Origin of the sequence: Bradyrhizobium sp. CCH5-F6 (assembly GCF_001556045.1) — a bacterium.
Classification (GTDB): Bacteria; Pseudomonadota; Alphaproteobacteria; order Rhizobiales; family Xanthobacteraceae; genus Bradyrhizobium.
In genome coordinates this window covers 14,229-40,159 of sequence record NZ_LSIC01000047.1, presented here as the reverse complement: position 1 = coordinate 40,159, position 25,931 = coordinate 14,229, and the positions used below count along the sequence as shown (strand labels likewise).

The following is a 25,931-nucleotide window of genomic DNA, read 5'->3' as shown; positions in this document are numbered from 1 at the left end:
CACCATGAGCGCCATCAACAACGGGATCGAGGCCGGCGGCGAGACGCCACCGGCATCGGTCAAGGTCTGGGACCCCTTCGTGCGCGTGTTCCATTGGTCGCTGGCCGGGCTGTTTCTGCTCGCTTATGCCACGGGTGACGAGATCGAGAACGTCCATATCGCCGCCGGATACACGATTGCCGGATTGCTTGCGCTACGGAGCGCGTGGGGCGTCGTGGGGCCGCGCAATGCGCGCTTCAGCGACTTCGTGCGCTCACCGCGTGCGGTGCTCGCCTACATGCGCGACGTGGCGTTGCTCAGGGCGCCGCGTTATCTCGGCCACAATCCAGCCGGCGGCACGATGGTCGTGGCGCTGATCGTCACGCTGATCGTCACCTGCGCCACCGGTTACATGATGACGACCGGCACCTTCTGGGGAGCAAAATGGGTCGAGGAGATTCATGAGGCGTTCGCCAACCTCACGATCGGCCTCGTCGTCGTCCATGTGCTTGGCGTCCTGTGGGCGAGCTTCGAGCACAGCGAGAATCTGGTGAAGGCGATGATCACCGGACGGAAGCGTCCATCGTAACCGGAGCCGGGGAGCCGATGCGACAGGTTCTCGCTATCTCTCGACGAATCGGCTCCCGTTCCACCGCAGCGTTCGGCCCTTGCCGCTCGCGTCCAGAACTTCAAGGAAGGCCTGATCGTGGGCAGAAGACAGCCGAACGTCGTACGCGTGGACGGCCAGCACACGCCTATAACGTCCGCTTTTCAAGACATACACCTCGTGCAGGCAGCCTGCGGGCCCGCAATGAACAGCCCTGTTACGGCAATGGAAATCGTCGAAATGAAGAGCCAGGAATTGAGCTCCCGGCACGGTCAGATAGAGAGCAAAGCGTTGGGCGGCAGCGATTGGGCCACCGCACGCCGTGTCCCATTTCCGCACGTCTGCACGGATTTCGGGCGGCAACATTTCGATGTGCGCAGAGCTCCAAGGGTCCCGTATCGTTCCGCTATAGGAGAGCGCTGGTTGCAAGAGCCCGACCAGCACAGCAAAGCCGGTCACCAGGATCGAAGCAAGGTTGGTTGGTCTCACTGCCGCCTCTCCAAACGGTACGTCCACAGCCTAGCTTCTGCGGCTGCGAGGGAATTGAGCGACATCAACCCAAACGCTCAATGGACGGCAGGCAGCCTTCCCAATTGGCTGTCTCGCTCGAGCCGCTTGAGGCAAATCAATTCACCAAGGCGGTGGTGGAGTAAGCCAAACATGCAATCGAACAGCACTTCGCTCGCCGGTGAGCGTGGGACATTCCTCATGAGAGTCAGTCGCAGAACTCTCCATCTTGCCTCTTCTCGGGTCGCGCTCGCCCGTACGCTCGTCGCGATTGCATTGAGCTTTTTACCTTCCGTGGCGATGGCGGAGGATGAGCTGAAGCTGAGCGAGGCGCAGGCACGCAATCTCGGAGTGCGCGTGACCCACCCGGTCGCGATCCGTACCGACCTGACGCTGCCTTATCCCGTCAAGATCGTGATCCCCACACAGCAGATGTGGGTCGTCAGCGCGCCGGTGGCCGGCATGGTCGCCACTCTGCTCGTCGGGCGCGGTGACCGCGCCTCGGCCGGCCAGCCGCTTGTCACGCTGGAGAGCCCGAGTTTCGTCTCCCAGCAGCGCGACTACCTGCACGCGATCGCACAGGAGTATCTCGCCAGCCAGCAGTTGAAGCGGAACGCCGATCTGTTCGAGGGCAAGGCCGTGCCGCAGCGCGTGCTGGAGGCCAGCCAGGCCGAAGCGCGCCAGGCCGCTCTCGTGGTCGCCGAGCGGCGTCAGATGCTGCATCTGAGCGGGATGTCCGACGAAGCCATTTCTCGGCTGGCCCAGGAAGCGGCGATCAGCGCGACGCTCACGGTCAATGCGCCGCAAACCGCATCCGTCGTCGAGGTCGCCGTGTCGCCGGGGCAGCGGCTCGAACAATCCGCGCCGCTCGTCAAGCTGGCGCGGCTCTCACCGCTATGGGCGGAAATCGCGGTTCCTGCAGCCAACATTCGCGCAATCCGCACCGGCGCCAAAGTCGAGATCGAGGGCTATTCCACCCCCGGCAAGGTCGTGCTGGTCTCCGACACCATCGACCCTGCCACCCAGACCATTCTGGTTCGCGCGGAAATCCCCAACGACGGAGAGCTGCATCCCGGTCAGACCACCGTTGCCCGCATCGGCTTTCTCTCCGCCGGCGAAAGCGCGTGGGAGATTCCCTACAGTGGGCTGGTGCGGCGGGGCGAACGGACCTCGGTGTTCGTGGCAATAGCCGGCGGCTTCCGGCTGGTCCCGGTCAAACTGGTTGCGGACGACCAGGACCATGTCGTGGTGTCCGGTCCCATCACGGAGCAGAACGAGATCGCGATCGGCGGCATCTCGGCGCTTCGCGGCATTCTCTCGGGGCTGGGGCAATAGATGCTCCAGCGCCTGGTTGCGTTCGCGCTTTCGCAGCGACTGTTCGTCCTGCTGAGCGTGCTGCTGCTGGTCGGCGCCGGCGCCGTCCTGCTGCCCGGTCTGCCGATCGACGCGTTTCCCGACGTATCGCCGGTTCAGGTCAAGATCATCATGAAGGCGCCGGGCCTGACGCCCGAGGAGGTCGAGCAGCGCATCACGGTTCCCGTCGAGCTCGAACTGCTCGGTCTGCCGAACAAGAAAGTCCTTCGTTCGACCACGAAATATGCACTGGCCGACATCACCGTCGATTTCGAGGACGGCACCGATATCTACTGGGCGCGCAACCAGGTGTCGGAGCGGCTATCGAACATCGCCCGTGACTTTCCCGACGGGGTGACCGGAGGTCTTGCGCCGATCACGAGCCCCCTCGGCGAGATGTTCATGTTCACGATCGACAGTCCCGAGCTTTCGCTCGCCGAGCGCCGAACCTTGCTGGATTGGGTGATCCGTCCCGCGCTGCGAACGGTCCCCGGCGTTGCCGACGTCAATGCGCTCGGCGGTTACGTCCGCGCCTTCGAGATCGTGCCGCGCAACGATGCGCTGGCCGCGCGCGGCATTTCCTACGACGTGTTTCGCCGGGCCATCGAAGCCAATAGCCGCAACGACGGTGCCGGACGGGTGAACCAGGGCGAGGACAGCGCGCTGGTCCGGATCGAGGGCAGCATCCGGTCGATCGAAGACATCAAGGCCATCGTCGTCGACGCACGCGAGGGCGTGCCGATCCTGGTCAACGACGTGGCGAACGTCAAAATCGGGACGCTGACCCGCTATGGCGCAGTCACGTCGAATGGCGGCGGCGAGACCGTCGAGGGGCTCGTCCTCGGCTTGCGCGGCGCCAACGCCGGTCAGCTCGTCCGCGACGTGCGCGCCCGGCTCGCCGAGCTGCAACCCTCGCTGCCGAAAAGCGTCTCCATCAACGTGTTCTATGACCGCAGCCACCTGGTCAACCGCGCGGTCGGCACCGTGGTGCGGGCGCTCGGCGAGGCCACTGCCCTCGTCATCGTCCTCCTGCTGCTTTTCCTCGGCAACTGGCGGGCCTCGCTGGTGATCGCTCTCAGCCTGCCGCTGGCCATCGTCTTCGCATTGATCGTCATGCGCGTGGTCGGCATGTCGGCCAACCTGATGAGCCTCGGCGGACTTGCGATCGCGATCGGCATGTTGATCGACGCGCTGGTCGTCGTGGTCGAGAACATCGTCGGCAATCTCGGCAAGCACGAAACGGGTAAAGCTGGTCCGCTGATCCACCTGGTGTACCGTTCGGTTTGCGAAGTCCTGGAACCGGTGGCCTCGGGCGTGCTCATCATCATCATCGTGTTCATACCCCTGCTGACGCTGCAGGGGTTGGAGGGGAAGCTGTTCATCCCGGTCGCGCTGGCCATCATCTTCGCGCTCACCGGTTCACTGCTGCTGGCGCTCACCGTGATCCCGGTCATGACCTCCTATGTGCTCACGTCAGGGTCGCATCGAGATCCCATGCTGGTCCGTGCGGCGCAACGTGTCTACACGCCTGCGTTGGACTGGGCCCTGAAGAACGAACGCAAGGTGATGGCTGCGGCGCTGATCGGCCTGGTCGCCGCGGGATTCGCCTATACCAAGCTCGGCAAGACCTTCATGCCGACGATGGACGAAGGCGACGTCATCGTCAGCGTGGAGACGCTGCCTTCGGTCAATCTCGACGAGTCGCTTGCCATGAATGCGAGGCTCCAGAAGGCACTTCTGGCCGTGCCGGACATTGCCGGCATCGTCGCGCGGACCGGGTCGGACGAACTTGGCCTCGATCCCATGGGCCCCAACCAGACCGACACGTTCCTCGTGCTCAAGCCCGCCGCCGAGAGGCAGACCGACAATCGCGAGGCCCTGCTGCAGAAGCTCCGCGAGGTCCTCGCCGGCTTTCCCGGCATCTCGCTGAGCTTCACCCAACCCATCGACATGCGCGTGCAGGAGATGATCAGCGGCGTGCGCGGCGACGTCGCCGTCAAGATCTTCGGCCCCGACATCGCCAGGCTGAACGAAGCCGCGGCCAAGCTGTCGGCGATCCTGTCCGGCATCGACGGTGCCGAGGACGTCTACACCACGCTGAACGAAGGCGCTCAATATTACACGGTTGCGGTCAATCGCATGGAGGCCGGCCGGCTCGGCCTGACCGTGGATTCCATCGTCAACTCGCTCCGTGCCCAGATCGAGGGCCGAACGATCGGGACCGCGCTCGAGGAGGGCCGCCGCACCCCCATTCTCGTCCGCGGCAGCGAGACCACGAGGGAGGCGCCGACGCTGCTGGCGAGCCTGCCCCTGACGCTCGCGTCCGGACAGCATGTGGCGCTGTCGCAGGTGGCGCGAATCCAGCGCGTCGACGGGCCGGTGAAGATCGACCGCGAGGATGGCGCGCGCATGAGCGTCGTTCGCGCCAACGTCCGCGGCCGCGACATGGTCGGATTCGTCGAAGCGGCCCGCCAGAAGGTTGCGACCGAACTTCCTCTCCCGAACGGCTACCGGCTGACATGGGGCGGACAGTTCGAGAACCAGCAACGCGCCGCCGCACGCCTGTCCATCGTGGTCCCGGTCGCGATCGGTCTGATCTTCCTGCTGCTCTTCACCACATTCGGCGCCATCCGGCAGGCCTTGCTGGTGCTCGTCAACATCCCCTTTGCCCTGATCGGGGGCGTCTTCGCACTGGTCCTGACGGGCGAGTATCTGTCTGTGCCGGCCTCGGTCGGATTCATCGCGCTGCTCGGCATCGCCGTCCTCAATGGCGTCGTTCTGGTGTCCTACTTCAATCAACTCCGCGCCCATGGCCTGAGCGAGGACCGCATCGTGGTCGAGGGCGCGATGCGCAGGCTACGGCCCGTGCTGATGACTGCGAGCATCACGGCGCTCGGCTTGATCCCGCTGCTGTTCGCGTCAGGGCCAGGATCCGAAGTGCAGCGGCCGCTTGCCATCGTCGTGATCGGCGGGCTGCTGTCGTCCACCCTGCTCACCCTGATTCTCCTGCCGATCCTGTATCGCCGCTATGGCGGAGCATCGAAGGTGGCGAAATGAGCGATCGGCCGGTCTGTCTCACGCTGATCGTACCGCGTCAGCTCCGCGAGGAGGTGTTCGACTATCTCATCGAACAGACCGACCTCGTTTCGGGATTCACGGCATCGCACGCAGCCGGTCACGGCGCCGAAGTCCGATTGCAGACGGCCGCCGAACGCGTCAAGGGCCACGCCGATCAGACCGCCGTGCAGATGATTCTGGCGGAGAGAAACGCCGCCGGCCTGCTCGACCGGCTGCGGGCTTCATTCGCCGGAACGAAGCTCGTCTATTGGACGATGCCCGTGACGGAGTTCGGCACGATCGATTGAGCCCCTCAGAAATCCGTCGACATCGACAAGAGCAGGGTTCGCGGCGCCCCTTGCGCCAGTGCCGAGTAGCTTGCGACGCCAGCCCAGTAATTGGTGTCGAACACGTTCTGGACCAGGGCCCGCAGCGTGACGGGCCGGTTGTTGATGCGCGTGCTGTAGCGTGCGCCCAGATCGAGTCTCGTCCAGGCTGGGACGACCTGCGTGTTTGCCCCATTCAGATATTGGTGCCCGGTATAGATGGTGTTTGCGACCAGCGTCAGTCCGGGCGCGAACGGGGTGTCCCATTCAGCGGACAGATTGGCCTGCACCTCGGGCACTCCGATCGGCGTCTTGCCGAGATTTGCCAGCGTGCTCGTCTTCGTCAGCACGGCGTCGATCAGCGTCACGCCGCCAAGGACGCGAATGCCCGGCTGCACTTCTCCGAACACAGTGAATTCCACGCCGCGATTGCGCTGCTCCTGATCGGCCCGGAAGATGTTGTCGGCTCCCGTCTGCCCCGACGGCTTGGTAATCTCGAACAGGCTGATGGTGGTCGCCAGCATGCCGAAATCGACCTTGACGCCTGCTTCCTTCTGCTTGCTGAGATAGGGCGCGAGGACCTCGCCTTGATTGCTCGCCGTGTTCGGTGCCAAGTCGCCCTTGCTGAGCCCTTCGATGTAATTGGCGTAGAGCGATACGTTGCTCCAGGGCTTGACGACGACGCCAACCATCGGCGTGTACGCCGTCTGGTCGTAGGCGGAGGTCACGGCTCCCGTGGTGGTGTTGTAGTTGTTCGACTTGACGCCCTGCTGCCTGACGCCGACGGTCAATTGAAGCCGCTCCTGGAAAACTGACATGGTGTCGGCCAACGCAAGGCCGGTCAGTTCGGTATCCGACAGCTTCGGCACGGTGGCGGGAGCCGGTACGAGCTGCTCCGGACGGGCGATCGGCGCATAGATGTTGGACAGCACCGCCGTGCCGTTCACCGAGCCGCGCGCGATTTCGTCCGTGTAGTAGCTTCCCTGGAAGGTCACGGCGTGACTGATCGCGGCGGTGTCGAACCGGGCGCGCACGCCGGCGTCGGCCACGTTCCTGTCGATGTCGAACTTGAACCGTCCCGGAGTGGAGGTGGTGTTGCCCGTCGCATTCAGGATCGTCGGCGTGCCAAACAGACGATCGACCTGGGTCCTGCCACCACCGGCGTCGGCAAACACGGTCACAGTTTCAGTCACATCGTATTCGGCGCGCGCCAGCAACGAGTTGTCGTGAACCTTGGCCCATTCCCAGGCCTGCGTGACGTTGCGCCGCCCGACCGGCGCCGTCGGGACCGCGACGCCCGTTGCGACCAGGAACGGCCTCGTCGGCGCGTCGAACTTTTCTTCCTGATCGATGAAGTCGAGCGAAGCCCTGAATTTCTCGCCGCGATAGTCGAACGCCGCGGAGCCGACATGCGCCTCGCGGCTCTGGTTGTCCAGCGGCGTATCGCCATTGTGATAGCTGCCATTGACGCGAATGCCGAATTCGCGGTTCTCGCCGAACCGTCGGCTCACGTCGACATGTGTGCCAAGCTGAGTGTTCGTGGCGTAGCTGGTCGTGACCCGCGTGAGATCGACATCCCCGGCACGCTTCGGCACGATGTTGATGGTGCCGCCGACGCTGCTGTTTGGCGCCATGCCGTAAAGCAGCGCGGTCGGCCCCTTGATGATTTCGATGCGCTCGACGTAATCGGTGAACACGCGGTAGTTCGGCGCGACGCCATAGACACCGTGGAAGGCAATTTCTCCGACGTTGCCCTCCCCGATCGGAAAGCCGCGGATGAAGAAAGAGTCGAGGATGCCGCCGGTCTGTCCCGTGAAACGGACCGAAGGGTCGTTGCTGACGACGTCTGCGACCGTGACGGCCTGTTGATCCTCGATCTTCTTCGCCGTGTAGCTGGTGATGTTGAACGGCGTATCCATGAAATCCTTGTTGCCGAGCAGGCCGACCTGGCCTCCCCGGGCGACCTGCCCGCCTGCGTAGGTCGGCGGCAGTGCGCCGGGCCTCGCAGCCGTGGGGGTCGCTTCCGCCTGCAACTTGGCCCGCTCGTTCGCGGGCGCGCTACGGCCCGCCCTGCGGCCTGGATAGGAGCGCGGGCGTGCGCGCGGCTTCGGCGCGTCTGCGGTGACGGTCACCGCCGGCAACGTCGCCTGGTCCGCCCCCGTCCCGGCGCTTTGCGCGTTGGTGCCGTGCAGGAAGCCGTCGGCAAACAAGGCGATGGAGACAAGGGAGGCGGCGAATGCCGCGGGGCTGGAGAACCTCGGAGGCGCTTTGACGGTGGACGCCAGAACAGCAATGGAACGGCAAATGACTTTCGACGGCATCTCGTAGCAGCTTCCGGTTTGATGAATACCGGAGCGACGTGATGGGGGAACAGTCACCGAGTCAACGAAAGGGCCTTTATTTTCAGTAGTTTAGAATAAGACAAGATCTAAATATGGGGAGAAGCGCCGCTTGCTGGCCGCGCTGCCCCCTGGATCGCAACCGGGTGCGGGCACCGGCTTCCGTCCCAATCACTCCGCTGAGGCCCTGGCGTGATGCTCGGAGGATTCGAGCGCTGCCTGGGTCAGGCTGCGTCGGCGCCAGATGTAGCCGACCACCAGCACGACCACGACGCCGAGCACGGCGCAGAGATATTCGCCGCCCGCCCCGCCATGGCCGAACTGCGGCGGGATGCGCAACGCGCCGAGCATGCTGTCGAGCGAGGTGCCCAGCGAGCCGTCGAGCAGCGCATGCAGCTTCGGCGCGACGCCCGGATCGGTCGCGATCACCTCGCCCGCGACCCAGCCGAGCAGCGCAGCGCCGGCCCAGACCAGGACCGGCAGCTTCGCGAGCAGCGCCATGATCAGCGCGGCGCCGGCGACGATCAGCGGCACGCTGATGGCGAGGCCGAGGATCAAGAGCGGCACGCTGCCATTGGCCGCGGCGGCGACCGCAATGACGTTGTCGAGACTCATGACGATGTCGGCGACAACGACGATCTGGATGGCGTGCCACAGATGCGAGGCGGACTCGACGTCGTCCTCGTCCTCGTTTTCCGGCACCAGCAGCTTGGCCGCGATCACGATCAACGCGAGACCGCCGGCGAGCTTGAGGTACGGCAGCCCCATCAGGGTAGCGACGATTCCGGTGAAGATGATCCGCAGCATCACCGCTGCGCCGGCACCGAAGATCATGCCCCAGAGCCGGTGGCGCGGCGAGAGACCGCGGCAGGCGAGAGCGATCACCAGCGCGTTGTCGCCGGAGAGCAGAATGTTGATCCAGATGATCTTGCCGACCGCAATCCAGAAGGTCGGTTCGGCCATCTCATTGCGGAACTGGGTGAAGAACGCCCCGATCGTAGCGGGATCGAAGATCTGCGAGAGCCAGTCCACAATGAGTCCTTTCGCGCGTCGTGCCTAACCTGTCGGCCGATGGATCAGCCGACGATCTCGTTGCCCGAGAAGAACTGTGCGATCTCGATCGCGGCGGTCTCGGGCGCATCCGAACCGTGCACCGAGTTTTCGCCGATCGACTTGGCGTAGAGCTTGCGGACCGTGCCCTCGGCGGCCTTGGCCGGATCGGTCGCGCCCATCACCTCGCGGTACTTGGCGATCGCGCCCTCGCCTTCCAGAACCTGCACCACGACCGGACCGGAGGTCATGAAGTCCACGAGCTCGCCGAAAAAGGGGCGCGCCTTGTGGACGGCATAGAAGGTCTCGGCCTGCTCCCTGGTCATGCGGATGCGCTTCTGCGCGACGATGCGCAGGCCCGCCTTCTCGATGACGGCGTTGACGGCGCCGGTCAGGTTACGCTCGGTCGCGTCGGGCTTGATGATCGAGAAGGTGCGTTCGATGGCCATAAATCTTGTCCCTGGGAAAAGCGGTGGTTCGGAGTTGCGGGGCTTATATCGGCGCCTTTGCCGGACGGCAAGCGACCGCGAAACCGCCGCACTGAATCTTCGCCGCAGGCGACGAACTCCGATTCAGCAAGGATGACAACAATTTCACCCAGATGAACCCAATCTGAAACCGCCGTCAGGGATCGGTTCAGCTTCCCCGGCGTAAGGTCGGATCCATCGAAGCCGAGGCCTGATCGTCAGGCGGACCGTTTCGACGGCCTTTCCATCGACGCGATAGCCCCGCGCCGGCAGTCATTTGGAGATCACCATGTTGAGGAAACTTTCGCTTGCCGCCGTCGCCGCGGTCGCGCTGGGTGCCGCGCTGGCACCGACCTCCGCTTCCGCCCACTGGCACGGCGGCTGGCATCGCGGCGGTTGGCACCATGGCCACCATGGCTGGGGCGGGCCGCGCTTCTATGCCGGCGGCCCGGTCTCTTACGGTTATGGCGGCTGCTACGTGCGCCGGCTGGTCCCGACCCCCTGGGGACCCCGCTGGCGGCTGATCAACCGCTGCTACTGAGCCCGTCAGCACCTTTCCAAGGGGGTACCTAAGCCCCCCAGGTACCTCCCCAGAGAAGCCCCGGCGCTCCCCCTCGCCGGGGCTTTGCCTTGAGCCGACAACGCCCGGTTCATACAATTTTTACGAGAATGCCGGGCATTTTCCACGGTCAGCGAAACCAATTGGGCGGCAATGACTTGATACCGTGTCCTTACTTTGCGAACACGGAACCCCGCGATGGCTGGCCTTCTTGCCAATGACAGCGAACAGATCGACCGGCGCACCAGCCGCTCGATTTGCGACGCCGTGGGCGAACGGCTGCAGCAGAATCTCCGGCCCGAGCCTCGCCTGCCGACACATCTCGAGAAGCTTCTGGATCGCTTGAGACAGAGCGACAGCGCAAAGCTGAGCCGCTAGAGCACGCCCACAAGGCGGCCACTTCGAAGTGAACCGCCGCGCCTCACCGGAAATATTTTACATCTTTTAACAGCCGCGCCTGCGCTGCCTCGATTATGCATCGGTCCTCCGTCAAAGGACCAACCGCCATGATCGAACTGACCGTCAACGGCATCAGGCACCAGGTCGACGTCGTCCCGGAAATGCCTCTGCTGTGGGTGTTGCGAGACGAACTCGGCGTCACCAGCCCCAAATATGGTTGCGGCGTTGCGCAATGCGGCGCCTGCACAGTGCAGATCGACGGCAAGGCCGTGCGTTCATGCCAGGCGCGCGCCGGTGACGTCGCAGGTAGATCGGTCACCACGATCGAAGGGCTGGCCAACAAGGAATCGCATCCGGTCTTGCAAGCCTGGATCGAGCATCAGGTTCCGCAGTGCGGCTACTGCCAGACCGGTCAGATCATGCAGACGATTTCGCTGCTAGACCGGGTCGCACGGCCGACCGACGAACAAATTGATCAGGTAATGTCCGGCAACCTCTGTCGTTGCGGGACCTACCCGCGCATCCGCGCTGCCATTCACGCCGCTGCGGCGAAAAAAATCGCGGAGAAGTGAGATGGGACAGGCCCTTTCCCGCCGCACCTTCGTCATCGGCTCTGCCGCCGTCGCGGGCGGCATCGCATTCGGATGCTTCGGCAACGCCGAGCCCGCGGCCGCGGTGGCGAGCGACAATCCGCTTGCGGCCGATCTCCCGCCGAACGCGGTGACCTTCAATCCCTGGGTCGAGATCAGCCCCGACAAGATCACGCTGATCGCGCAGCATGCCGACATAGGCCAGGGTGTCGGCTCGGTGCAGCCGATCATGATCGCCGAGGAGATGGACCTCGACCCCGGCCAGTTCGAGATCCGCTTCGCAGGACCGAGCCCCGCCTATTTCAACACCGGCTTTGCCGACGAGTTCGCCCCCTTCGTCGCCGCAGACCAGAGCCCCGCCGCCGAGGAAGCCCGCGCCAAGGCTCTCGAATGGCTGAGGCAGTCCGGCCTGCAGATGACCGGCGGCTCGAGCAGCGTGCCGGACACCTATGAGAAGCTGCGCGTCGCCGGCGCGGTCGCGCGCGAAACGCTGAAGGCCGCCGCGGCGAAACGGTCGGGCGTCAGGGTGGCGGACCTGCGCACGCAGTCGGGTCACGTCATCCTGCCCGACGGCAGCAGGATCGCCTATGTCGATCTGTCGGCGGAGGCCGCGACGATTCCGCCGGTGCTCGATGCGAAGCCACGAGATCCCTCGACATGGCGCATGCTGGGCAAACCGATGATGCGGCTTGACGTTCGCGCAAAGGTGATGGGCGATATCAAGTTCGGCATCGACCAGAAAATGGACGGCATGCTCTACGCCGCCGTCAAGCTCAACCCCGCCAAGGGTCAGCCGCTCAAATCGTATGACGCCGGCAAGGCGCGGACGATGCCGGGGGTCAAGCAGATCCTCGAGATCAGGAACGGCGTTGCTGCGATCGCAACCAACAGCTGGTATGCCATGAAGGCAGTCGATGCCGTCGTGTGCGAATGGGCGCCGTCTACGTATCCCGCCGAGCAGGACGACCATTGGAAAGTGCTTCAATCCTCATTCAAGCCCGAATTCCTCGGCAAGGAGTGGCGGAAGATCGGCGACATCGAGGCCGGGCTGAAGGCGGGCAAGCTCGTCGAAGCCGAATATCGCGCGCCCTATGTCGGGCATCAGCCGCTCGAGCCGCTGAACGGACTCGGCTTCGTCACCGACAAGGGGTTCGAGATCTGGGTCGGCCATCAGAGCCCGCGATTCGTGCAATATGTCGCGGCGACCGCGATCGGGCTGAAGCCGGAGCAGGTCACCTTCCACAACCAGTGGACCGGAGGCAGCTTTGGCCACCGTCTCGAATACGAGAACATTCGCGTCCTCGCCGAGATCGCCAATCAGGTGAAGGGGACGCCGATCAAGCTGGTGTTCTCGCGCGAGGAGGATTTCCTTCAGGACATTCCACGGCAGATCGCGATCGCCCGGCACCGCGGCAGCGTCGCCAAGAGCAAGATCGTCGCCGCCGATCTGCAAGTGGCCTCGACGGCGCCGCTCAAAGGACTGCTCGAACGTTCGGGCACGCCTTCGAAAGATCCCGACGGGCAACTGGCCGCCGGGCTATGGAACGTCTATTACGACATCCCGCATTTCCGGGCCACGAGCTACGAGGCTCAGGGACTGTCGCCGAGCACCACGTGGCGCTCGGTCGGCGCCTCGACCGCGGGCTTCTTCACCGAGAGTTTCGTCGACGAACTGATCCATGCGGCGGGCCTCGATCCCATGAAGGCGCGCATCGCGATGTGTACCGTGCCGCATTATCGCAAGGTACTCGAGACCGTCGCTCAGATGTCGGACTGGAAGGGACCGCTGGGCAACGGCCGCGGACGCGGCGTCGCTTTCGTCGAGTCGTTCGGCACGCCGACGGCCGAAGTCGTGGAGATCACGATGACTCCGCGCGGCGTCAGGATCGACAAAGTCTTTGTCGCGGCCGACGTCGGCAAGGTCGTTGATCCCGTCAATTTCGAGAGCCAGGTCCAGGGCGGGGTCATCTGGGGGCTCGGCCACGCGATCAATTGCGAGCTGACCTACGCCAAGGGCGGGGTGCAGCAGACCAACTACAACCATCATGAAGCGATGCGGATCTACCAGTGCCCGGTCATCGAGGTCCGCGGGCTCGAGAACGATCCCAAGGTCAGGGGCATCGGCGAGCCGCCTGTTCCACCCGCAGCGCCCGCGCTCGCCAATGCGATCTTCGCGGCGACCGGCAAGCGCATTCGCGAAATGCCCTTCAACAAGTTCATCGATTTCGTGTGAGGCCGGCCATGTCGAGAGCCTTGATCGCCATCGTCGCGGCCGCCTCGCTCGCGGCCCTCACCGGCGTCGTCGCAGCCAAAGACGAGGACGCCAAAGATGTGTTGCCGCCGGGCAGCGTCAGCCGCGCCGAGGGGCTTCAGGCCTGGAGGCGGATCGAAGCTGTCGTGACGCATCCGCGTTGCGCCAATTGCCACGTCGACGCCAAGGCGATTCCGATCTGGACGCCGGCAGGCGAAACCAGGCCGCGCGTGCACGGCATGAACATTCACGGCGGAGAGAGCCGGATCGGGACCGAAGCGATACCCTGCTCGACCTGTCATATGACCTCGGCGCAACCCAACGATCCCGCGCCCGCGCCGCCACGCGCCGGCATCGACTGGCAACTCGCGCCGGTCGCGTTCATCTGGTTCGGCAAGAGCGGCGCGGAAATCTGTGCGCAGCTGAAGGATCCCAAGCGCAATGGCGGCCGCAACGCCGCCGGCCTGCTCGACCACCTTCGGCACGACGCCTCGCTCAATGGCTTCATCCCGCGCGGCTGGCATCCCGGAGCGGGTCGCTCGACACCACCGGGCAGTTTCGAGGACCACGTCAAGGACATGGCGCTGTGGGGAGCGGCGGGACAACCCTGCCCGAACTGATGCATCTCGCCGCGAGGATCGCGAAGGCGGGCCTCAATGCGACCTTGCCCGCAGACCCCGCCCGACCTCGCCGGCCCGACGCAGCAGCTCGGCCGCAACGGTCACGTCTCTCGTCGCCGCATTCGCGCTCAGCGCCTCGAGCAGCGGCGGCAATAACGTCGCGGCCTCCTTGCCCCGGCCGTCGTCGAGATAGTGCTCAGACAGATCGTTGGCGACGCGCAACTCGAGCGACACGGACTTGATGGCCTTCGCCTCCAGCCGTGCGGCTTCGAGCAGGCGCTCGGCTTCACAACGATGTCCCGATCGGCGAAGGACCGCGGCCTTCACCCGCAGCACCTCGGGCCGGCACCAACGCTCCTGCTGCTGCTCCTGATAGTGCTGCGCCTTCGCGATGACGCTGCCCGCCTCCCCGAACTTGTCCTGTCGCGTCAGCGCTTCGGCGAGATGAGCGAGATAGGCTCCAATCCGCATCAGGAATCGGCACGCCATCAGCTCGTCGACGGCATCGCTCATGTCGCGAACGGCATCGCGGTCGCCGTTCAAGTCGCGACCGGCGGCCGCGAAGAAGCGAAGCACCGGCCCCCAGCGCGCGATCTGTTCGCTGTCGAGGATCGATTGAAGCCTGCGCGTATAGTTTCCGAGCGCGTCGAGGTCGCCATTGTAGAGCGACACCGGCAGCGCCCCGAGACCGAGCACGTTGGCCTGCGAGACCATGTGCCCAGCGCTGGCCGCGATGCCTTCGGCCGCGAGCGCGGCGGCGTAATCGGTGTGGCCGCGCAGCCATGCGACGATCGGCAGATAGAAACGGGTCGAGACGTAGCGATCGACGTCGAGCTCCGCCATGCGGGTGCGCCGGTCGGGCCGGCTGTATGTCCGGGCCTGCCGCGCGAGCACGTCCCAGCTCTCGCTCAGAGCGCCGGCATGGGCCTTGGCCCAGGCCAGGGCGCGTTCGCCATCGGGAATGCCGGGCCATTCCGGATGCTTGCGGGAGAGCGACCGCAATTCCTCGAGACAATCGATGGCGCGGGCGATCTGTCCGCATTGAAGCAGGTAGAAGGACAGTCCCAGCAAGGCGCGCATGTGGTAGTCCGCGTTGTCGGCGGACGTCGCATAGCCGATCGCCGCGAGCCAGACATGCTCGTTCTCGTCGGCGAGCTTGCGCGCGTAGAACAAGCCCCAGCCCCGCGAGCAGGCCAGCTTGGCCTTCACGAGATCGGCGCAGGGCAGTCGGGTCGCCGCGTCGAGCGCCATCGCGACCCATCGCTGGGATTCCGACAGCGACGAGATCTCCGACCAGAGCGGGATCGCGGCCGCCGCAAGCTCGATGCCGAGCTCGGGCGCCTTGCCCGGGCCGAACGCCCAGGACAAGGCGGCCCGCAGATCGGCCAAGCAGCGCCGATAGCAGGACAACCAATCCTGCACCTCCCGCCAGCGACACTCCCGCTCGGACTGCTTGAGCAGTGCCAATATGCGGCGAGCGTGCCCAAGCAGTGCGGCGGCGTCGATCGGGTCTTCGTGCCGTAGCGCGGCGGCGTAGCGGCGGGTGCTGTCGAGCAACCTGTAACTCAAGCCGGTCTCGCCAAGCCGGGCTGTCACCAGCGACTTGGCGACCAGGCCCCCGAGGCCTGCGGTCACCTCGGCCGGCTTCAGTCCGGCGACGCTGGCGACCGCTGCAATATCGTCCAGTTCGAATGCGTCCGCAAAGACCGAGCTTAGACGGAAGATCGTGGACTCCGTCTGCGACAGGAGCCTGAAGCTCCACTCGATCGTCGCCAGCAACGTCTCGTGCCGGTGCGACGAAGAACCAAAGCGCGGATTGCGGAAGCCGAGATGCCCGTCCAGCATGGAGAGCAGCTCTTGCGGCGTGTACATCTCCATCTTGGCGGCAACCAGTTCGAGTGCCAGCGGCATGCCCTCCGCGGCACGGCAGAGGTGCACGACCGCGGCACAATCGGAATCGGCGAACGCATAGCCGACACAGTCCGAAGCGCGTCGCACGAACAGCTCGACGGCCGGAAAGCGCAGCGCCTGCGCGGCGGTGATCCCCTCGCCGGTTTCGGGGCAAGCGAGCGCGTCGATCCAGATGATGTGCTCCGCTTGCGTGCCCAACGGTTCGCGGCTCGTCGCGAGCAATTTGCAATCCGCCGTGCCTGCGGCGAGTCCCCGCGCAAAGATCGTCGCGGCCGGCAGCACGTGCTCGCAATTGTCGAGCACCACCAGCATCCGGCGCTTGCGCACGTGGTCGATCACGGCCCCCAGGGGATCGACACCCACGCGACACAATCCGAGCGAGGCCGCCAGCGCGACCGGCACGAGCGCCGGGTCGTCCGTCGTCGACAGATCGACGAAGCACACGCCGTCGGGGAAGTCCGCCTCCAGCGCGCGGGCCGCCGCCACCGCGACCGTCGTCTTGCCGATGCCGCCGGCACCGATCAACGTCACATGGGCATGATCACGCAAGGCGGCCAAGACGCCGGCGATGTCCGCCTCGCGCCCGATGATGTCGCGTTGAGGGGGTAGACCAGTGGATTCGGGCGCGCCCTCCGCGACCGGAAAATCGGCCTGCCGGGAGACGCCGAGTTCGACCGGTGCAACGAAGCGATAACCTCGACCGGGAATCGTCGCGATATAGATCGGCGAGGTCTGCACGTCGCCGAGCACGCGACGCAAGCCGCTCATGGTCACCCTCAGATTGCTTTCATCGACGAACGTGTTCGGCCAAGCCGCTGCGATCAGTTCGTCCTTGCGCAACAATTGCCCGCTGCGCTTGACCAGCTCATGCAGGAGTTCGAACGACCGGCCGCCGAGCTTGACCGGCTCGGTCCCGCACAGCAGGAGCTGCCTCTCCGGAATAAGGCGGAACGGGCCAAAGGAGTATACCGCATTCTTCGTCATCGGACTGGACAGGCATCATTGGCTACATGATACCGTTGCACATTCGATGCCATGCCGTCCATTCTTGCTCTCCGGCCCGCCCACCCCGCGAGAAGAGTTCCCGCGCCGTGGGGGCGAATGGGCTCGCTTTTGGCGCAAAAACGGGTTGCGTTTGGCCTCGGCTGCGGTGACAAGGCCGCATGCTGTCCATCACCGATCTCTCCATCCGTCTCGCCGGACGCCTTTTGATCGACAACAGTTCCGTGCAGATCACGCCCGGATCCCGCGTCGGCCTGGTCGGACGCAATGGCACCGGCAAGTCGACCCTGTTCAAGGTGATCCGCGGCGAGCTTGCGGCCGAGCACGGTTCGGTGACGCTGCCGCCGCGCTGGCGCATCGGCAGCCTGGCGCAGGAAGCGCCGAACGGGCCGGAAAGCCTGATTTCCGTCGTGCTCAAGGCCGACCTCGAGCGCGACGCGCTGCTCGCCGAGGCCGAGCACGCCACCGATCCGCACCGGATCGCCGAGATCCAGACCCGGCTGGTCGACATCGACGCGCATTCGGCGCCGAGCCGTGCCGCCGCCATCCTCTCCGGCCTCGGCTTCTCCGCCGCCGATCAGCTCCGCCCCTGCGCCGAGTTCTCCGGCGGCTGGCGCATGCGCGTGGCGCTCGCCGCGACGCTGTTCGCAGCCCCCGACCTCCTGCTGCTCGACGAGCCCACCAACTATCTCGATCTCGAAGGCACGCTGTGGCTGGAGGATCACCTCGCGCATTATCCGCGCACGGTGATCGTGATCAGCCACGACCGCGACCTGCTGGAAAGCTCGGTCGACCAGATCCTGCATCTGGAGCGCGGCAAGCTCACGCTCTACAAGGGCACCTATTCCTCGTTCGAGGAGCAGCGCGCCGCGCGCGAGCTGCTCGACGCCAAGCAGCTCAAGCGCCAGGAAGCGGAGCGCGCGCGGCTGCAAGCCTTCGTCGACCGCTTCAAGGCCAAGGCTTCCAAGGCGCGGCAGGCACAGTCTCGCGTGAAGATGCTGGAGCGGCTGAAGCCGATCACGGCGCTGGTCACCGAGGACGTGCGCGAGATCAGCTTTCCCGCGCCGGAGAAGATCCTCTCGCCGCCGATCATCGCGGCGGACAACGTGTCGGTCGGCTACGACCCCGCCAGCCCCGTGCTCAACCGCGTCACCCTGCGCATCGACAATGACGACCGCATCGCGCTTCTTGGCGCCAACGGCAACGGCAAGTCGACGCTCGTGAAGCTGCTCGCCGGGCGGCTCGCGCCGTTCTCCGGCAGGGTGACCCGCGCCGACAAGCTGTCGATCGCCTATTTCGCGCAGCATCAGCTCGACGAGCTCAACGAGGACGCCTCCGCCTATGATCACGTCCGCAAGCTGATGGGCGATGCGCCCGAAGCCAAGGTGCGCGCCCGCGCCGGCGCGATCGGCTTCTCCGGCAAGGCGGCCGACACCAAGGCCGGCAAGCTATCGGGCGGCGAGAAGGCGCGGCTGCTGCTGGGGCTTGCCACCTTCTTCGGCCCCAACATGATCATTCTGGACGAGCCGACCAACCATCTCGACATCGACAGCCGCGCCGCGCTCGCCGAAGCCATCAACGAATTCCCCGGCGCCGTCATCATGGTCTCGCACGACCGCTACCTGATCGAGGCCTGCGCCGACCGGCTCTGGATCGTCGCCGACCGCACCGTCACCAATTACGACGGCGACCTCGACGAATACCGCCGTCTGGTGCTGTCCGCGCGCAACGCGGACAGCTCCCCGCGCGAGCGCAGCCCCGCGGCCGAGAAGCCGCAGCGCCCGAAATCGGACAATCGCGGCTCGCTGAAGAAGCGCATCGCGGAGGCCGAGGCCGAGATCGCCCGCGTCAGCGAGATCATCGCCAAGATCGACACCGCGCTGGCGCTACCCGACATCTTCACCCGCGATCCCAAGCAGGCTGCGCAACTGTCTAAGGCGCGCGTGAATGCGGCCGAGGCACTGGCGCGCGCGGAGGAGCAATGGCTCGAGGCGAGCACGCAGTTTGACGAGGCGGCGGGGTAGCGCCTCCGCCGCGTGGGCTGCTCGATCAAAATGTGACGAAACAACCCCATGCACTGTACCGGTGTCAAAATACCAATCAATGAATGATTGAATTTGCACCCCTTTATTGGCCCGGCCGGCGCGATCCGAGGTGGCGATTGCCCGCCGCAATGGCTCAGTCCGCGTGTTCCGGCATCACATCGCGAAGAGCAGCCGTCAGCTCTCACCGGTTCGCCGCGCCCTCAGTCTGGCTCTCCGTATCGCTCTCAAGCCTCGTCCGCAGGTCCGCGACGATGCGATGAACGGTTTGCAGATCCTTGACCGGAAGCCCCTTCGAAAGGCCGTTGACCCACGGCGCCTGCAAAGCCATGGCGGCATCGAAAGCGCGCCGCCCCTTGTCGGTCAGGACGACAAGCTGCGCGCGGCGGTGATGAGGGTTGGCCTCGAAAGCAACGAGGCCTTCCGCGTGAAGGTCATTGACGATCCGCTGCACGTTTTGCCGATTGGCACCCAGATCGCGGGCAAGCCAGGCCACCGGCTGGGGGCGCTCGGCGTCCACGATGGCGCCAAGGATCTGCCAGCGGGCGCTCGTGAGCCCGAGCCGGGCCACCAAGCGGTCCCCGGCGGTCAGGAGCAGGCTGTTCAGCCGAAATAGGTCAAGCATGAGGTTCGTCAGCGCATCGCCGGCCGGCGTTCGTTGGGGTCTCGGCATTCGTCACCATAGAGTTTTATTGACATGATGATGTCAAATGGCTACTTTGCTCACAATACCACATTGACACCATGACACCAAAGTGAACGGAGCCGGCCATGGCGCGCCTACGCCCACTGGACCCTGACTTTCCCATCGAACGTCAGCTTGGCATCGACACCAGCCCTGTGGTGCTGGTGAATGTCTTCACGCTCGACCAGGCCTACGAACAAAGCTTCCTCAACGTCTGGCAAGAGGATGCCGCCTTCATGAAGAGGCAACCGGGCTTCATTGCCACCCAGCTTCACCGTGCGATCGGCGAAAGCCCGACATATCTGAACTACGCCGTCTGGGAGTCGACGGCCCACTTCCGGGCTGCATTCACGCACCCTGAGTTCAGATCGAAGATATCGGCCTATCCCGCGACCGCCGTCGCCTCTCCGCATCTGTTCCGCAAGGTCGCCGTGCCCGGCATCTGCGTCGCGTAGCTTCGGCAGGCCCATGACCAGGATCATCCACCCATTGGCGGGCGCGATCGCGCTGACGACCATCGCGACCTTCTGGCTTTCCACGGCTCTCACCGAGCTGTTTGCGTCACACGCGAGCGTGGCCATGGTCAAGACGGCCATACCCTGGGGCTTCCTGTTGCTGATTCCGGCGCTTGCGGTGACGGGAGGTTCAGGGCTCTTCCTGGCAAAGGGGCGACGCACTGGCCTGATCGGCGCAAAGATCAAGCGCATGCCGTTCATCGCCGGCAACGGCATCCTGGTTCTCGTTCCCGCCGCGTTGTTTCTTGCCTCTAAGGCGAAGGCCGCGGAGTTCGACACCACGTTCTACGCAGTGCAGACTCTCGAACTATTTGCAGGCGCGCTGAACATCGTTCTTCTCGGCCTCAACATGCGTGACGGCTTCAAGATGAAGGGCCGTTTCCGCGTTGGCCAACCTGATCACTTCAACACCAAGGCGCTGCTCTGAGGGGCACTACACGGCTTTCGATCGGTTCTCCTCCTCACGTCCTAGGTCGCCAAACTCTTTCGTTTCCGGACGGCAGTCGTCATGACTATGCGCGAGCACCACCGCCCGCCATAATCGGCGCGGGCTGTGGGTTAGCGCCGGTCCTTTGGAGCCACGGAGTCGCTGCCGTCGTATTCGCTTTCCTCCATGCGGGCGGGAACGGCCCCACAAGTTCCACGACGAGCCAGCTGCTTGCGGATCGGGTCCCGCGTGGGCAATCTAGTGCCGCCTTGCGGAGGGATCGCGGATGCCGACCGACTTTGAACAGAGGCGAGAGGCGCTTGTCGGACTGATCTATGACGCCGTGCTCGATGCATCGCTCTGGAGCGCGGCTCTGGAAGGCATCGCAGACATCACCAACAGCGCCGCCGCGCTGATCCACGGCTACAGCGTCGATCACAACGTGTACACGTTCCACGACCTCGGCCGGATCGACCCCGAATGCAAGCGGCGCCACGAAGTCTATCACGTCAGGAATCCGTGGATGCGGTCGAGCCGATTTTCGGCAGGCCAGATGGTGCATACGGATGACCTGATCGAGCTGTCACAGCTCAAACGAACCGCTTTCTATGACGACGTCCTCCGCCCGCAGAACCTCGCGCATGGGCTGATCGTCAACGTGGTCAGCCGTCCGGAATTCCGCGTCTCGCTCAATGTCGAACGAAGCGAGACGAGCGGACCGTTCAGCGCACGAGACCGCGCCATCTTGAGCTCGCTGTTGCCGCATCTGCGGCGCGCCTGCGAACTGCGGCTGCGCGTGCTCGACTACCAGGAGGCGGCCCAGACGGAGCGCGACGCGCTCGACGCCTTGTCGACCGGAATCGTGGTGTTCGATGCCGGGCAGCGTGTGCTGTTCGCAAACTCGGCGGCTCGTGCCCGGGCCGAGGAATTCTCGCTGCGCCTTGACTCCGGCAGCGCGCCTTCCGGTCCTTCAGCGAACGAACTCCTCGCCGTGCTCGCAGACACCCTCCGCGGCGAGACCGTAGGGACGTGTCGGCTGTTGCACGAGAGCGGCCGGGAGATTCGGATCGCCGTGACACCGGTGAAGGGGCGCGCGTTCGCAAATCCCTCCCACCACAAGAGGGCGTCGCCCGCGGCAATCGCGCTCCTCGGCGACGTCTCGCGAAGCCGGGATGCGGCCAGTGCGCTGTTGGCAGCCCGGCATGGACTGACGGCGGCCGAGTTGCGGGCGGCAGCCGCACTGGCCCAAACCAGCGGCATGGAGGCAGCCGCAGCAATGCTTGGCCTCAGCCGCAACACGCTCAAGACTCATGCCAAGCGGATTTACGCCAAGATCGGCGTCCGTGGCCACGCCGAGCTGGTGCAGTCGATTGCGCAAACCGCCCAAACCCTCGATCCACCGACGTGACGTTGAGCTGACCCGCGCAAGGGGAGTCGCGATCACCCTTAGGGGTGACGACGGACGATCGACCGAGACGGACAATCCGCCACCTTTCGCGAGGAGACCGAACATGATCCGCTTGGCGCTTGCCTTGCTCTCGCTTCTGTCGCTGGCCCACCCGCTGCATTCGGAGCCGCGTTATCCCCAATCGACCATTCGGATCGTACTCGGGTTCAGCGCGGGAAGCGCCCCCGACGTTGCCGCTCGCATCCTCGCCGACCAATTCGCGGCAACATGGGGCAAGCCGGTCGTCGTCGAGAACATGCTCGGAGCCGGTGGCAACATCGCGGCGGACCACGTCGCCAAGTCAACGCCGGATGGCGCCACGCTGCTGATGGCGGGCAATGCGGCAATCGTCATCAACCCATCGCTCTACGCCAAGCTGCCATATGATCCCGTGCGTGATCTGGTCCCCGTGGCGCAGGTCACGGTCGCACCGAACATCCTGGTCCTGAACAAGGACGTGCCTGCGACGAGCATCCAGGATCTGGTCGATGTGGCTCGGCGCAGCCCCCTCACCTTCGCCTCGGCTGGAGTGGGTACATCGACCCATTTGGCGGGCGAGCTGTTCCAAACCATGGCTGGAATCAAGCTCCAGCACGTGCCCTACCGCGACAGCGCGACGCTGTTGAACGACCTCATTGCCGGCCGCGTGACGATGTTCTTCGGCAGCATCGCCTCGGTGCTGCCGCATGTCCGCGACGGCAGCGTACGCGCTTTGGCGATCACATCGCTGCGGCGCTCACCAGCCGCGCCCGACGTGCCGACGCTGGACGAGCTTGGCTTTCGTGGCTTTGAGGCAACCGCCTGGTTCGGCCTGATGGCACCGGCCGGAACGCCGGATGCGATCGTCGCACTCCTGCATGAGGAGGCCCAGAAGGCCGTGGCAGCGCCGGCTGCACGACAGAAGTTCGCGGCCCTCGGCATGGAAACGGTGACGCGTACGCCGAGCGAGTTTGCCGACCAAATCCGGGCCGAGGCTCCGAAATGGGCAGAGCTGATCAGGCGGGTGGGAATCGCGCCGATCCAGTGATCGGCGACCGAAGGCCGAGCCTCAGGCCGCGTGCTTCTTCTTCGGCTTCGCCGTCTTCGGCATCGGCTGCGGCTCCGGATTGCCTTCGATCGAGGACAGCCGGCCGGCCGTGAAGGTGTAAATCCCCGCGCGCGGCCCGGTGGTCCACGTGACCACCGCAACGCGGCGGCCGGCGGCATCATTGGAGAGGTTGACGTTCGCGGGCGCGCCGATGCCGCGCACCACGTCGCATTCGGTATGGCCGAGCGCGACCGTGCCGCCCATCGGCGCCGGTGCCGTGGTCGATGCATTGGCATCGGCCGGTCCGGGCGGCGGCGCCATGCCGGGACAGGCGCCGTCGGCGCTGACGAGATCCTGGGCACCCACCGGCTTGTCGGGGGTCAGCGGCGGCGATTCGATCGAGATGTTCTTGATGAAGAGGCGGCCGGGTCTCTGGAACCATTCTGCGTCCTTCGACAACAGATCGGCCCCGCCCGAACAGCCCGCGACCAGCGGTGCTACGGCAGCCAACGCAATCATGAGCGAGCCGGGAAGCTTTTGATGTCGCACGATAAACTAATTCCCCGCGTGAAGGACCAGCCCTAAACGTTTGTCCCAACATCCCTTTGCGGCACGAAGGTGGCCGAGGCCAGCATCCTTCGAAAAGCGCAAATTATCATTAATTGCGGACCGTTGCTAATTCCGCTTCTGCCACCGGCCCCGCTCGTCGGCCTGCCAATAGGTGACATCAAATCCCCGCGCCTTGCAATCCGTCCAGGCGCTGCGCGCCAGCGCCAGCGCGTCCGGATCGTCTCCGTTGAAGAGCAGCACCATGCGCTCATAGGCCTGCGCGTCCTGCGGCAGCCCGGCGTTGTCGATCAGGAAGCGGACATTCGCGCCGTTCGGATTGTCCGCCTCGATCGCCAGCACGATCGGCTGATCGGCGGCATCGCTCACGCGCCATGTCGCGTGGGGCAGGAAGGAATCGTCGCGATAGGTCCATAGATGCGCATCCAGCGCATCGGCGCGCTCTTCCGAGCTCGACTGCACCACGACGCGCCAGCCGCGCTCGAGCGATTTCTCGAGAAGCGGCGGCAACACATTCTCCACCGTCATGTTTTGCAGATGGTAGAACAGTACTTCAGTCATCTCGGGTCATTTGCGCTCGTAGTGGTCGGAGACCAGACGATCGAGCAGGCGGACGCCGTAGCCACTTCCCCAGCTCTGGTTGATGTCGGTCTTCGGCGCGCCCATGGCGGTGCCTGCGATGTCGAGATGCGCCCAGGGCGTGCCGTCGACGAAGCGCTGGAGGAACTGCGCCGCGGTGATCGAGCCGCCATGGCGGCCGCCGGTGTTCTTCATGTCGGCAAACTGGGAATCGATCAGCTTGTCGTATTCGGGGCCGAGCGGCATGCGCCAGACCTTCTCCCCGCTTTCGACGCCGGCCACGAGCAGCCGGTCGGCGAGTTCATCATTGTTGGAGAACATGCCGGCGTGCTCGGTGCCGAGCGCCACCATGATCGCGCCTGTCAGCGTGGCCAGATCCACCATGAATTTCGGCTTCATTTTCTTGGCGACGTACCAGAGCACGTCGGCCAGCACGAGGCGGCCCTCCGCGTCGGTATTGATGATCTCGATGGTCTGACCGGACATCGAGGTCACGATGTCGCCCGGCCGCTGCGCGTTGCCGTCGGGCATGTTCTCGACGAGGCCGATGGCGCCGACCACGTTGACCTTGGCTTTGCGCGCAGCAAGCGCATGCATCAGGCCGACGACGCAGGCCGCGCCTCCCATGTCGCCCTTCATGTCCTCCATGCTGCCGGCCGGTTTGATCGAGATGCCGCCGGTGTCGAAACAGACGCCCTTGCCGACGAAAGCAACGGGCGCCTCGCCTTTCCTGCCTCCGTCCCAGCGCATGATCACGGTGCGGCTCGGCCGCGCCGAGCCCTGGCCGACACCGAGCAGTGCGCCCATGCCGAGCTTCTGCATCGCCTTGACGTCGAGCACCTCGACCTTGACGCCGAGCTTGCGGAGCTGACCGGCACGGCGCGCGAATTCCTCGGGGAAAAGCACGTTCGGCGGCTCGTTGACGAGGTCGCGCGCGATGATCACGCCGTCGATGACGTGGCCGGCCGAGGCAAACGCCTTCTTCGCAGCGCCGGCATCGCCAACCGCAAGCGACACGTCGGCGCGCGAGCCGCTCTCCTCGCCGTCCTTCTTCCTGGTTTTGTAGCGGTCGAACTTGTAGGTGCGCAGGCGAAGGCCCGAGGCGAGCGCGACCGCCTGCTCGCTCGTCATGGCGCCACCGGGCAGCTCCGCCATGATGGTCATGGCGGTGGTGCCGGCGGGCAGCTTGCTGGCGGCCACGCCGCCGAATTTGAGGAAATCGTTCGTCTTGAGGCCGGTCGCCTTGCCGGCGCCGATCACGATGAGCCGGGTCGCCTTCACGCCCTCCGGGGCCAGAATGTCCAGCGAGGCCGCGCTCTTGCCTTTGAAGGCGGCGGCAGCGGCCGCGCGCTTCACAAGATCGACACCGCCCCCCAGCGCCTTGGCCGTCGCCGGGCCGAGCTTCAAGGTGTCATCGCAGAACACCACCAGGATGCCACGGGGGGCGGCAGACAGCGGGACAAAGCCGACCTTGATGGCATCGGACATGGGTAACTCCTTTAATGCATGGAACTTTTCGCCGTTCGGCGGTGCCGGCCCCAGCCGGAGCTGAACGGCGATTCACTGAGGCTTCCCCCACTATGGGCCAGCGGCCCGCCTGATGCCAAGCGCCGCCGTGGCCGCCC

General features: G+C 65.1%; 23 protein-coding genes. 14 read left to right on the top strand and 9 right to left on the bottom strand.

The window, feature by feature from the left end; translation table 11 throughout:
• Window positions 1-4 precede the first annotated feature (4 nt).
• A complete protein-coding gene (locus AX729_RS07560; protein WP_061021633.1) occupies window positions 5-568 on the top strand; it encodes a cytochrome b/b6 domain-containing protein in 564 nt (187 codons plus the stop codon).
• Between the two features lie 33 nt (window positions 569-601).
• Here the strand turns inward: AX729_RS07560 and AX729_RS07555 are convergent, their stop codons facing one another.
• Window positions 602-1,075 carry a hypothetical protein gene (locus AX729_RS07555; protein ID WP_156456784.1) on the bottom strand — a complete coding sequence of 158 codons (474 nt, stop codon included), beginning with the start codon at window positions 1,073-1,075 and terminating at the stop codon, window positions 602-604.
• 219 nt (window positions 1,076-1,294) lie between these two features.
• Between AX729_RS07555 and AX729_RS07550 the strand changes: the two genes are divergently transcribed.
• The 3 genes from AX729_RS07550 to AX729_RS07540 are packed head-to-tail and all read left to right on the top strand — an operon-like array spanning window position 1,295 to window position 5,811.
• Window positions 1,295-2,428 (top strand): efflux RND transporter periplasmic adaptor subunit, encoded by a 1,134-nt coding sequence (locus AX729_RS07550; protein WP_061021630.1) that lies wholly within the window; start codon window positions 1,295-1,297, stop codon window positions 2,426-2,428.
• The gene (locus AX729_RS07545) at window positions 2,429-5,503 is read left to right on the top strand and encodes an efflux RND transporter permease subunit (protein ID WP_061021628.1); all 3,075 of its coding nucleotides are present in this window, start codon (window positions 2,429-2,431) and stop codon (window positions 5,501-5,503) included.
• Complete coding sequence (locus tag AX729_RS07540) at window positions 5,500-5,811, top strand: DUF3240 family protein (protein WP_061021627.1); 312 nt, start codon at window positions 5,500-5,502, stop codon at window positions 5,809-5,811. Before AX729_RS07545 ends, AX729_RS07540 begins: the two co-directional genes overlap by 4 nt.
• Before the next feature lie 5 nt (window positions 5,812-5,816).
• Here AX729_RS07540 and AX729_RS07535 read toward each other — a convergent pair whose 3' ends face one another.
• From AX729_RS07535 to ndk, 3 genes are all read right to left on the bottom strand, one after another.
• Window positions 5,817-8,150, bottom strand: a complete 2,334-nt coding sequence (locus AX729_RS07535; protein WP_349643754.1) for a TonB-dependent receptor — start codon at window positions 8,148-8,150, stop codon at window positions 5,817-5,819.
• A gap of 189 nt (window positions 8,151-8,339) precedes the next feature.
• Complete coding sequence (locus AX729_RS07530) at window positions 8,340-9,200, bottom strand: TerC family protein (protein ID WP_061021625.1); 861 nt, start codon at window positions 9,198-9,200, stop codon at window positions 8,340-8,342.
• A gap of 44 nt (window positions 9,201-9,244) precedes the next feature.
• The gene (ndk, locus tag AX729_RS07525; RefSeq protein ID WP_024338099.1) at window positions 9,245-9,667 is read right to left on the bottom strand and encodes a nucleoside-diphosphate kinase; all 423 of its coding nucleotides are present in this window, start codon (window positions 9,665-9,667) and stop codon (window positions 9,245-9,247) included.
• 307 nt (window positions 9,668-9,974) lie between these two features.
• Between ndk and AX729_RS07520 the strand changes: the two genes are divergently transcribed.
• From AX729_RS07520 to AX729_RS07500, 5 genes are all read left to right on the top strand, one after another.
• On the top strand, window positions 9,975-10,226 hold the full coding sequence (locus AX729_RS07520; protein WP_061021852.1) for a hypothetical protein: 252 nt from the start codon (window positions 9,975-9,977) through the stop codon (window positions 10,224-10,226).
• 216 nt (window positions 10,227-10,442) lie between these two features.
• A complete protein-coding gene (locus AX729_RS07515) occupies window positions 10,443-10,622 on the top strand; it encodes a hypothetical protein (RefSeq protein WP_061021623.1) in 180 nt (59 codons plus the stop codon).
• 128 nt (window positions 10,623-10,750) lie between these two features.
• Window positions 10,751-11,215 carry a (2Fe-2S)-binding protein gene (locus AX729_RS07510; RefSeq protein ID WP_197433551.1) on the top strand — a complete coding sequence of 155 codons (465 nt, stop codon included), beginning with the start codon at window positions 10,751-10,753 and terminating at the stop codon, window positions 11,213-11,215.
• Between the two features lies 1 nt (window position 11,216).
• Window positions 11,217-13,466, top strand: a complete 2,250-nt coding sequence (locus AX729_RS07505) for a xanthine dehydrogenase family protein molybdopterin-binding subunit (RefSeq protein WP_061021621.1) — start codon at window positions 11,217-11,219, stop codon at window positions 13,464-13,466.
• 8 nt (window positions 13,467-13,474) lie between these two features.
• Window positions 13,475-14,104, top strand: coding sequence for a hypothetical protein (locus AX729_RS07500; protein WP_061021620.1), 630 nt, complete (start codon window positions 13,475-13,477; stop codon window positions 14,102-14,104).
• Between the two features lie 33 nt (window positions 14,105-14,137).
• On the opposite strand, the gene AX729_RS07495 is transcribed toward AX729_RS07500, so the two are convergent.
• Window positions 14,138-16,999, bottom strand: a complete 2,862-nt coding sequence (locus AX729_RS07495) for an ATP-binding protein (RefSeq protein ID WP_061021617.1) — start codon at window positions 16,997-16,999, stop codon at window positions 14,138-14,140.
• Between the two features lie 179 nt (window positions 17,000-17,178).
• Here AX729_RS07495 and AX729_RS07490 point away from each other — a divergent pair, with 179 nt between their 5' ends.
• A complete protein-coding gene (locus tag AX729_RS07490) occupies window positions 17,179-19,041 on the top strand; it encodes an ABC-F family ATP-binding cassette domain-containing protein (RefSeq protein WP_061021615.1) in 1,863 nt (620 codons plus the stop codon).
• A 202-nt stretch (window positions 19,042-19,243) separates the two neighbouring features.
• On the opposite strand, the gene AX729_RS07485 is transcribed toward AX729_RS07490, so the two are convergent.
• On the bottom strand, window positions 19,244-19,732 hold the full coding sequence (locus AX729_RS07485) for a MarR family winged helix-turn-helix transcriptional regulator (protein ID WP_061021613.1): 489 nt from the start codon (window positions 19,730-19,732) through the stop codon (window positions 19,244-19,246).
• 98 nt (window positions 19,733-19,830) lie between these two features.
• Between AX729_RS07485 and AX729_RS07480 the strand changes: the two genes are divergently transcribed.
• The 4 genes from AX729_RS07480 to AX729_RS07465 all read left to right on the top strand — a co-directional run bounded on the left by AX729_RS07480 (window position 19,831) and on the right by AX729_RS07465 (window position 23,160).
• The gene (locus tag AX729_RS07480; protein WP_061021612.1) at window positions 19,831-20,199 is read left to right on the top strand and encodes an antibiotic biosynthesis monooxygenase family protein; all 369 of its coding nucleotides are present in this window, start codon (window positions 19,831-19,833) and stop codon (window positions 20,197-20,199) included.
• Window positions 20,200-20,212: 13 nt separating this feature from the next.
• Window positions 20,213-20,686, top strand: coding sequence for a hypothetical protein (locus AX729_RS07475; protein ID WP_061021609.1), 474 nt, complete (start codon window positions 20,213-20,215; stop codon window positions 20,684-20,686).
• Window positions 20,687-20,972: 286 nt separating this feature from the next.
• A complete protein-coding gene (locus AX729_RS07470) occupies window positions 20,973-22,094 on the top strand; it encodes a PAS domain-containing protein (RefSeq protein ID WP_061021607.1) in 1,122 nt (373 codons plus the stop codon).
• Between the two features lie 103 nt (window positions 22,095-22,197).
• Window positions 22,198-23,160 carry a Bug family tripartite tricarboxylate transporter substrate binding protein gene (locus tag AX729_RS07465; RefSeq protein WP_061021605.1) on the top strand — a complete coding sequence of 321 codons (963 nt, stop codon included), beginning with the start codon at window positions 22,198-22,200 and terminating at the stop codon, window positions 23,158-23,160.
• 21 nt (window positions 23,161-23,181) lie between these two features.
• On the opposite strand, the gene AX729_RS07460 is transcribed toward AX729_RS07465, so the two are convergent.
• The 3 genes from AX729_RS07460 to AX729_RS07450 form a co-directional block, all read right to left on the bottom strand.
• A complete protein-coding gene (locus AX729_RS07460; protein ID WP_082770377.1) occupies window positions 23,182-23,670 on the bottom strand; it encodes a hypothetical protein in 489 nt (162 codons plus the stop codon).
• A gap of 165 nt (window positions 23,671-23,835) precedes the next feature.
• A complete protein-coding gene (locus AX729_RS07455; protein ID WP_061021601.1) occupies window positions 23,836-24,288 on the bottom strand; it encodes a DNA polymerase III subunit chi in 453 nt (150 codons plus the stop codon).
• A 6-nt stretch (window positions 24,289-24,294) separates the two neighbouring features.
• Window positions 24,295-25,794 (bottom strand): leucyl aminopeptidase, encoded by a 1,500-nt coding sequence (locus tag AX729_RS07450; protein WP_061021599.1) that lies wholly within the window; start codon window positions 25,792-25,794, stop codon window positions 24,295-24,297.
• Between the last annotated feature and the right edge of the window lie 137 nt (window positions 25,795-25,931).

Excerpts from the sequence above, each read along its gene's own strand:
- AX729_RS07560 (WP_061021633.1), top strand. The coding sequence starts at position 5 with ATGAGCGCCATCAACAACGGGATCGAGGCCGGCGGCGAGACGCCACCG.
- AX729_RS07550 (WP_061021630.1), top strand. The coding sequence starts at position 1,295 with ATGAGAGTCAGTCGCAGAACTCTCCATCTTGCCTCTTCTCGGGTCGCG.
- AX729_RS07545 (WP_061021628.1), top strand. The coding sequence starts at position 2,429 with ATGCTCCAGCGCCTGGTTGCGTTCGCGCTTTCGCAGCGACTGTTCGTC.
- AX729_RS07540 (WP_061021627.1), top strand. The coding sequence starts at position 5,500 with ATGAGCGATCGGCCGGTCTGTCTCACGCTGATCGTACCGCGTCAGCTC.
- AX729_RS07535 (WP_349643754.1), bottom strand. The coding sequence starts at position 8,150 with ATGCCGTCGAAAGTCATTTGCCGTTCCATTGCTGTTCTGGCGTCCACC.
- ndk (WP_024338099.1), bottom strand. The coding sequence starts at position 9,667 with ATGGCCATCGAACGCACCTTCTCGATCATCAAGCCCGACGCGACCGAG.
- AX729_RS07520 (WP_061021852.1), top strand. The coding sequence starts at position 9,975 with ATGTTGAGGAAACTTTCGCTTGCCGCCGTCGCCGCGGTCGCGCTGGGT.
- AX729_RS07515 (WP_061021623.1), top strand. The coding sequence starts at position 10,443 with ATGGCTGGCCTTCTTGCCAATGACAGCGAACAGATCGACCGGCGCACC.
- AX729_RS07510 (WP_197433551.1), top strand. The coding sequence starts at position 10,751 with ATGATCGAACTGACCGTCAACGGCATCAGGCACCAGGTCGACGTCGTC.
- AX729_RS07505 (WP_061021621.1), top strand. The coding sequence starts at position 11,217 with ATGGGACAGGCCCTTTCCCGCCGCACCTTCGTCATCGGCTCTGCCGCC.
- AX729_RS07500 (WP_061021620.1), top strand. The coding sequence starts at position 13,475 with ATGTCGAGAGCCTTGATCGCCATCGTCGCGGCCGCCTCGCTCGCGGCC.
- AX729_RS07495 (WP_061021617.1), bottom strand. The coding sequence starts at position 16,999 with ATGACGAAGAATGCGGTATACTCCTTTGGCCCGTTCCGCCTTATTCCG.
- AX729_RS07490 (WP_061021615.1), top strand. The coding sequence starts at position 17,179 with ATGCTGTCCATCACCGATCTCTCCATCCGTCTCGCCGGACGCCTTTTG.
- AX729_RS07485 (WP_061021613.1), bottom strand. The coding sequence starts at position 19,732 with ATGCCGAGACCCCAACGAACGCCGGCCGGCGATGCGCTGACGAACCTC.
- AX729_RS07480 (WP_061021612.1), top strand. The coding sequence starts at position 19,831 with ATGGCGCGCCTACGCCCACTGGACCCTGACTTTCCCATCGAACGTCAG.
- AX729_RS07475 (WP_061021609.1), top strand. The coding sequence starts at position 20,213 with ATGACCAGGATCATCCACCCATTGGCGGGCGCGATCGCGCTGACGACC.
- AX729_RS07470 (WP_061021607.1), top strand. The coding sequence starts at position 20,973 with ATGCCGACCGACTTTGAACAGAGGCGAGAGGCGCTTGTCGGACTGATC.
- AX729_RS07465 (WP_061021605.1), top strand. The coding sequence starts at position 22,198 with ATGATCCGCTTGGCGCTTGCCTTGCTCTCGCTTCTGTCGCTGGCCCAC.
- AX729_RS07455 (WP_061021601.1), bottom strand. The coding sequence starts at position 24,288 with ATGACTGAAGTACTGTTCTACCATCTGCAAAACATGACGGTGGAGAAT.
- AX729_RS07450 (WP_061021599.1), bottom strand. The coding sequence starts at position 25,794 with ATGTCCGATGCCATCAAGGTCGGCTTTGTCCCGCTGTCTGCCGCCCCC.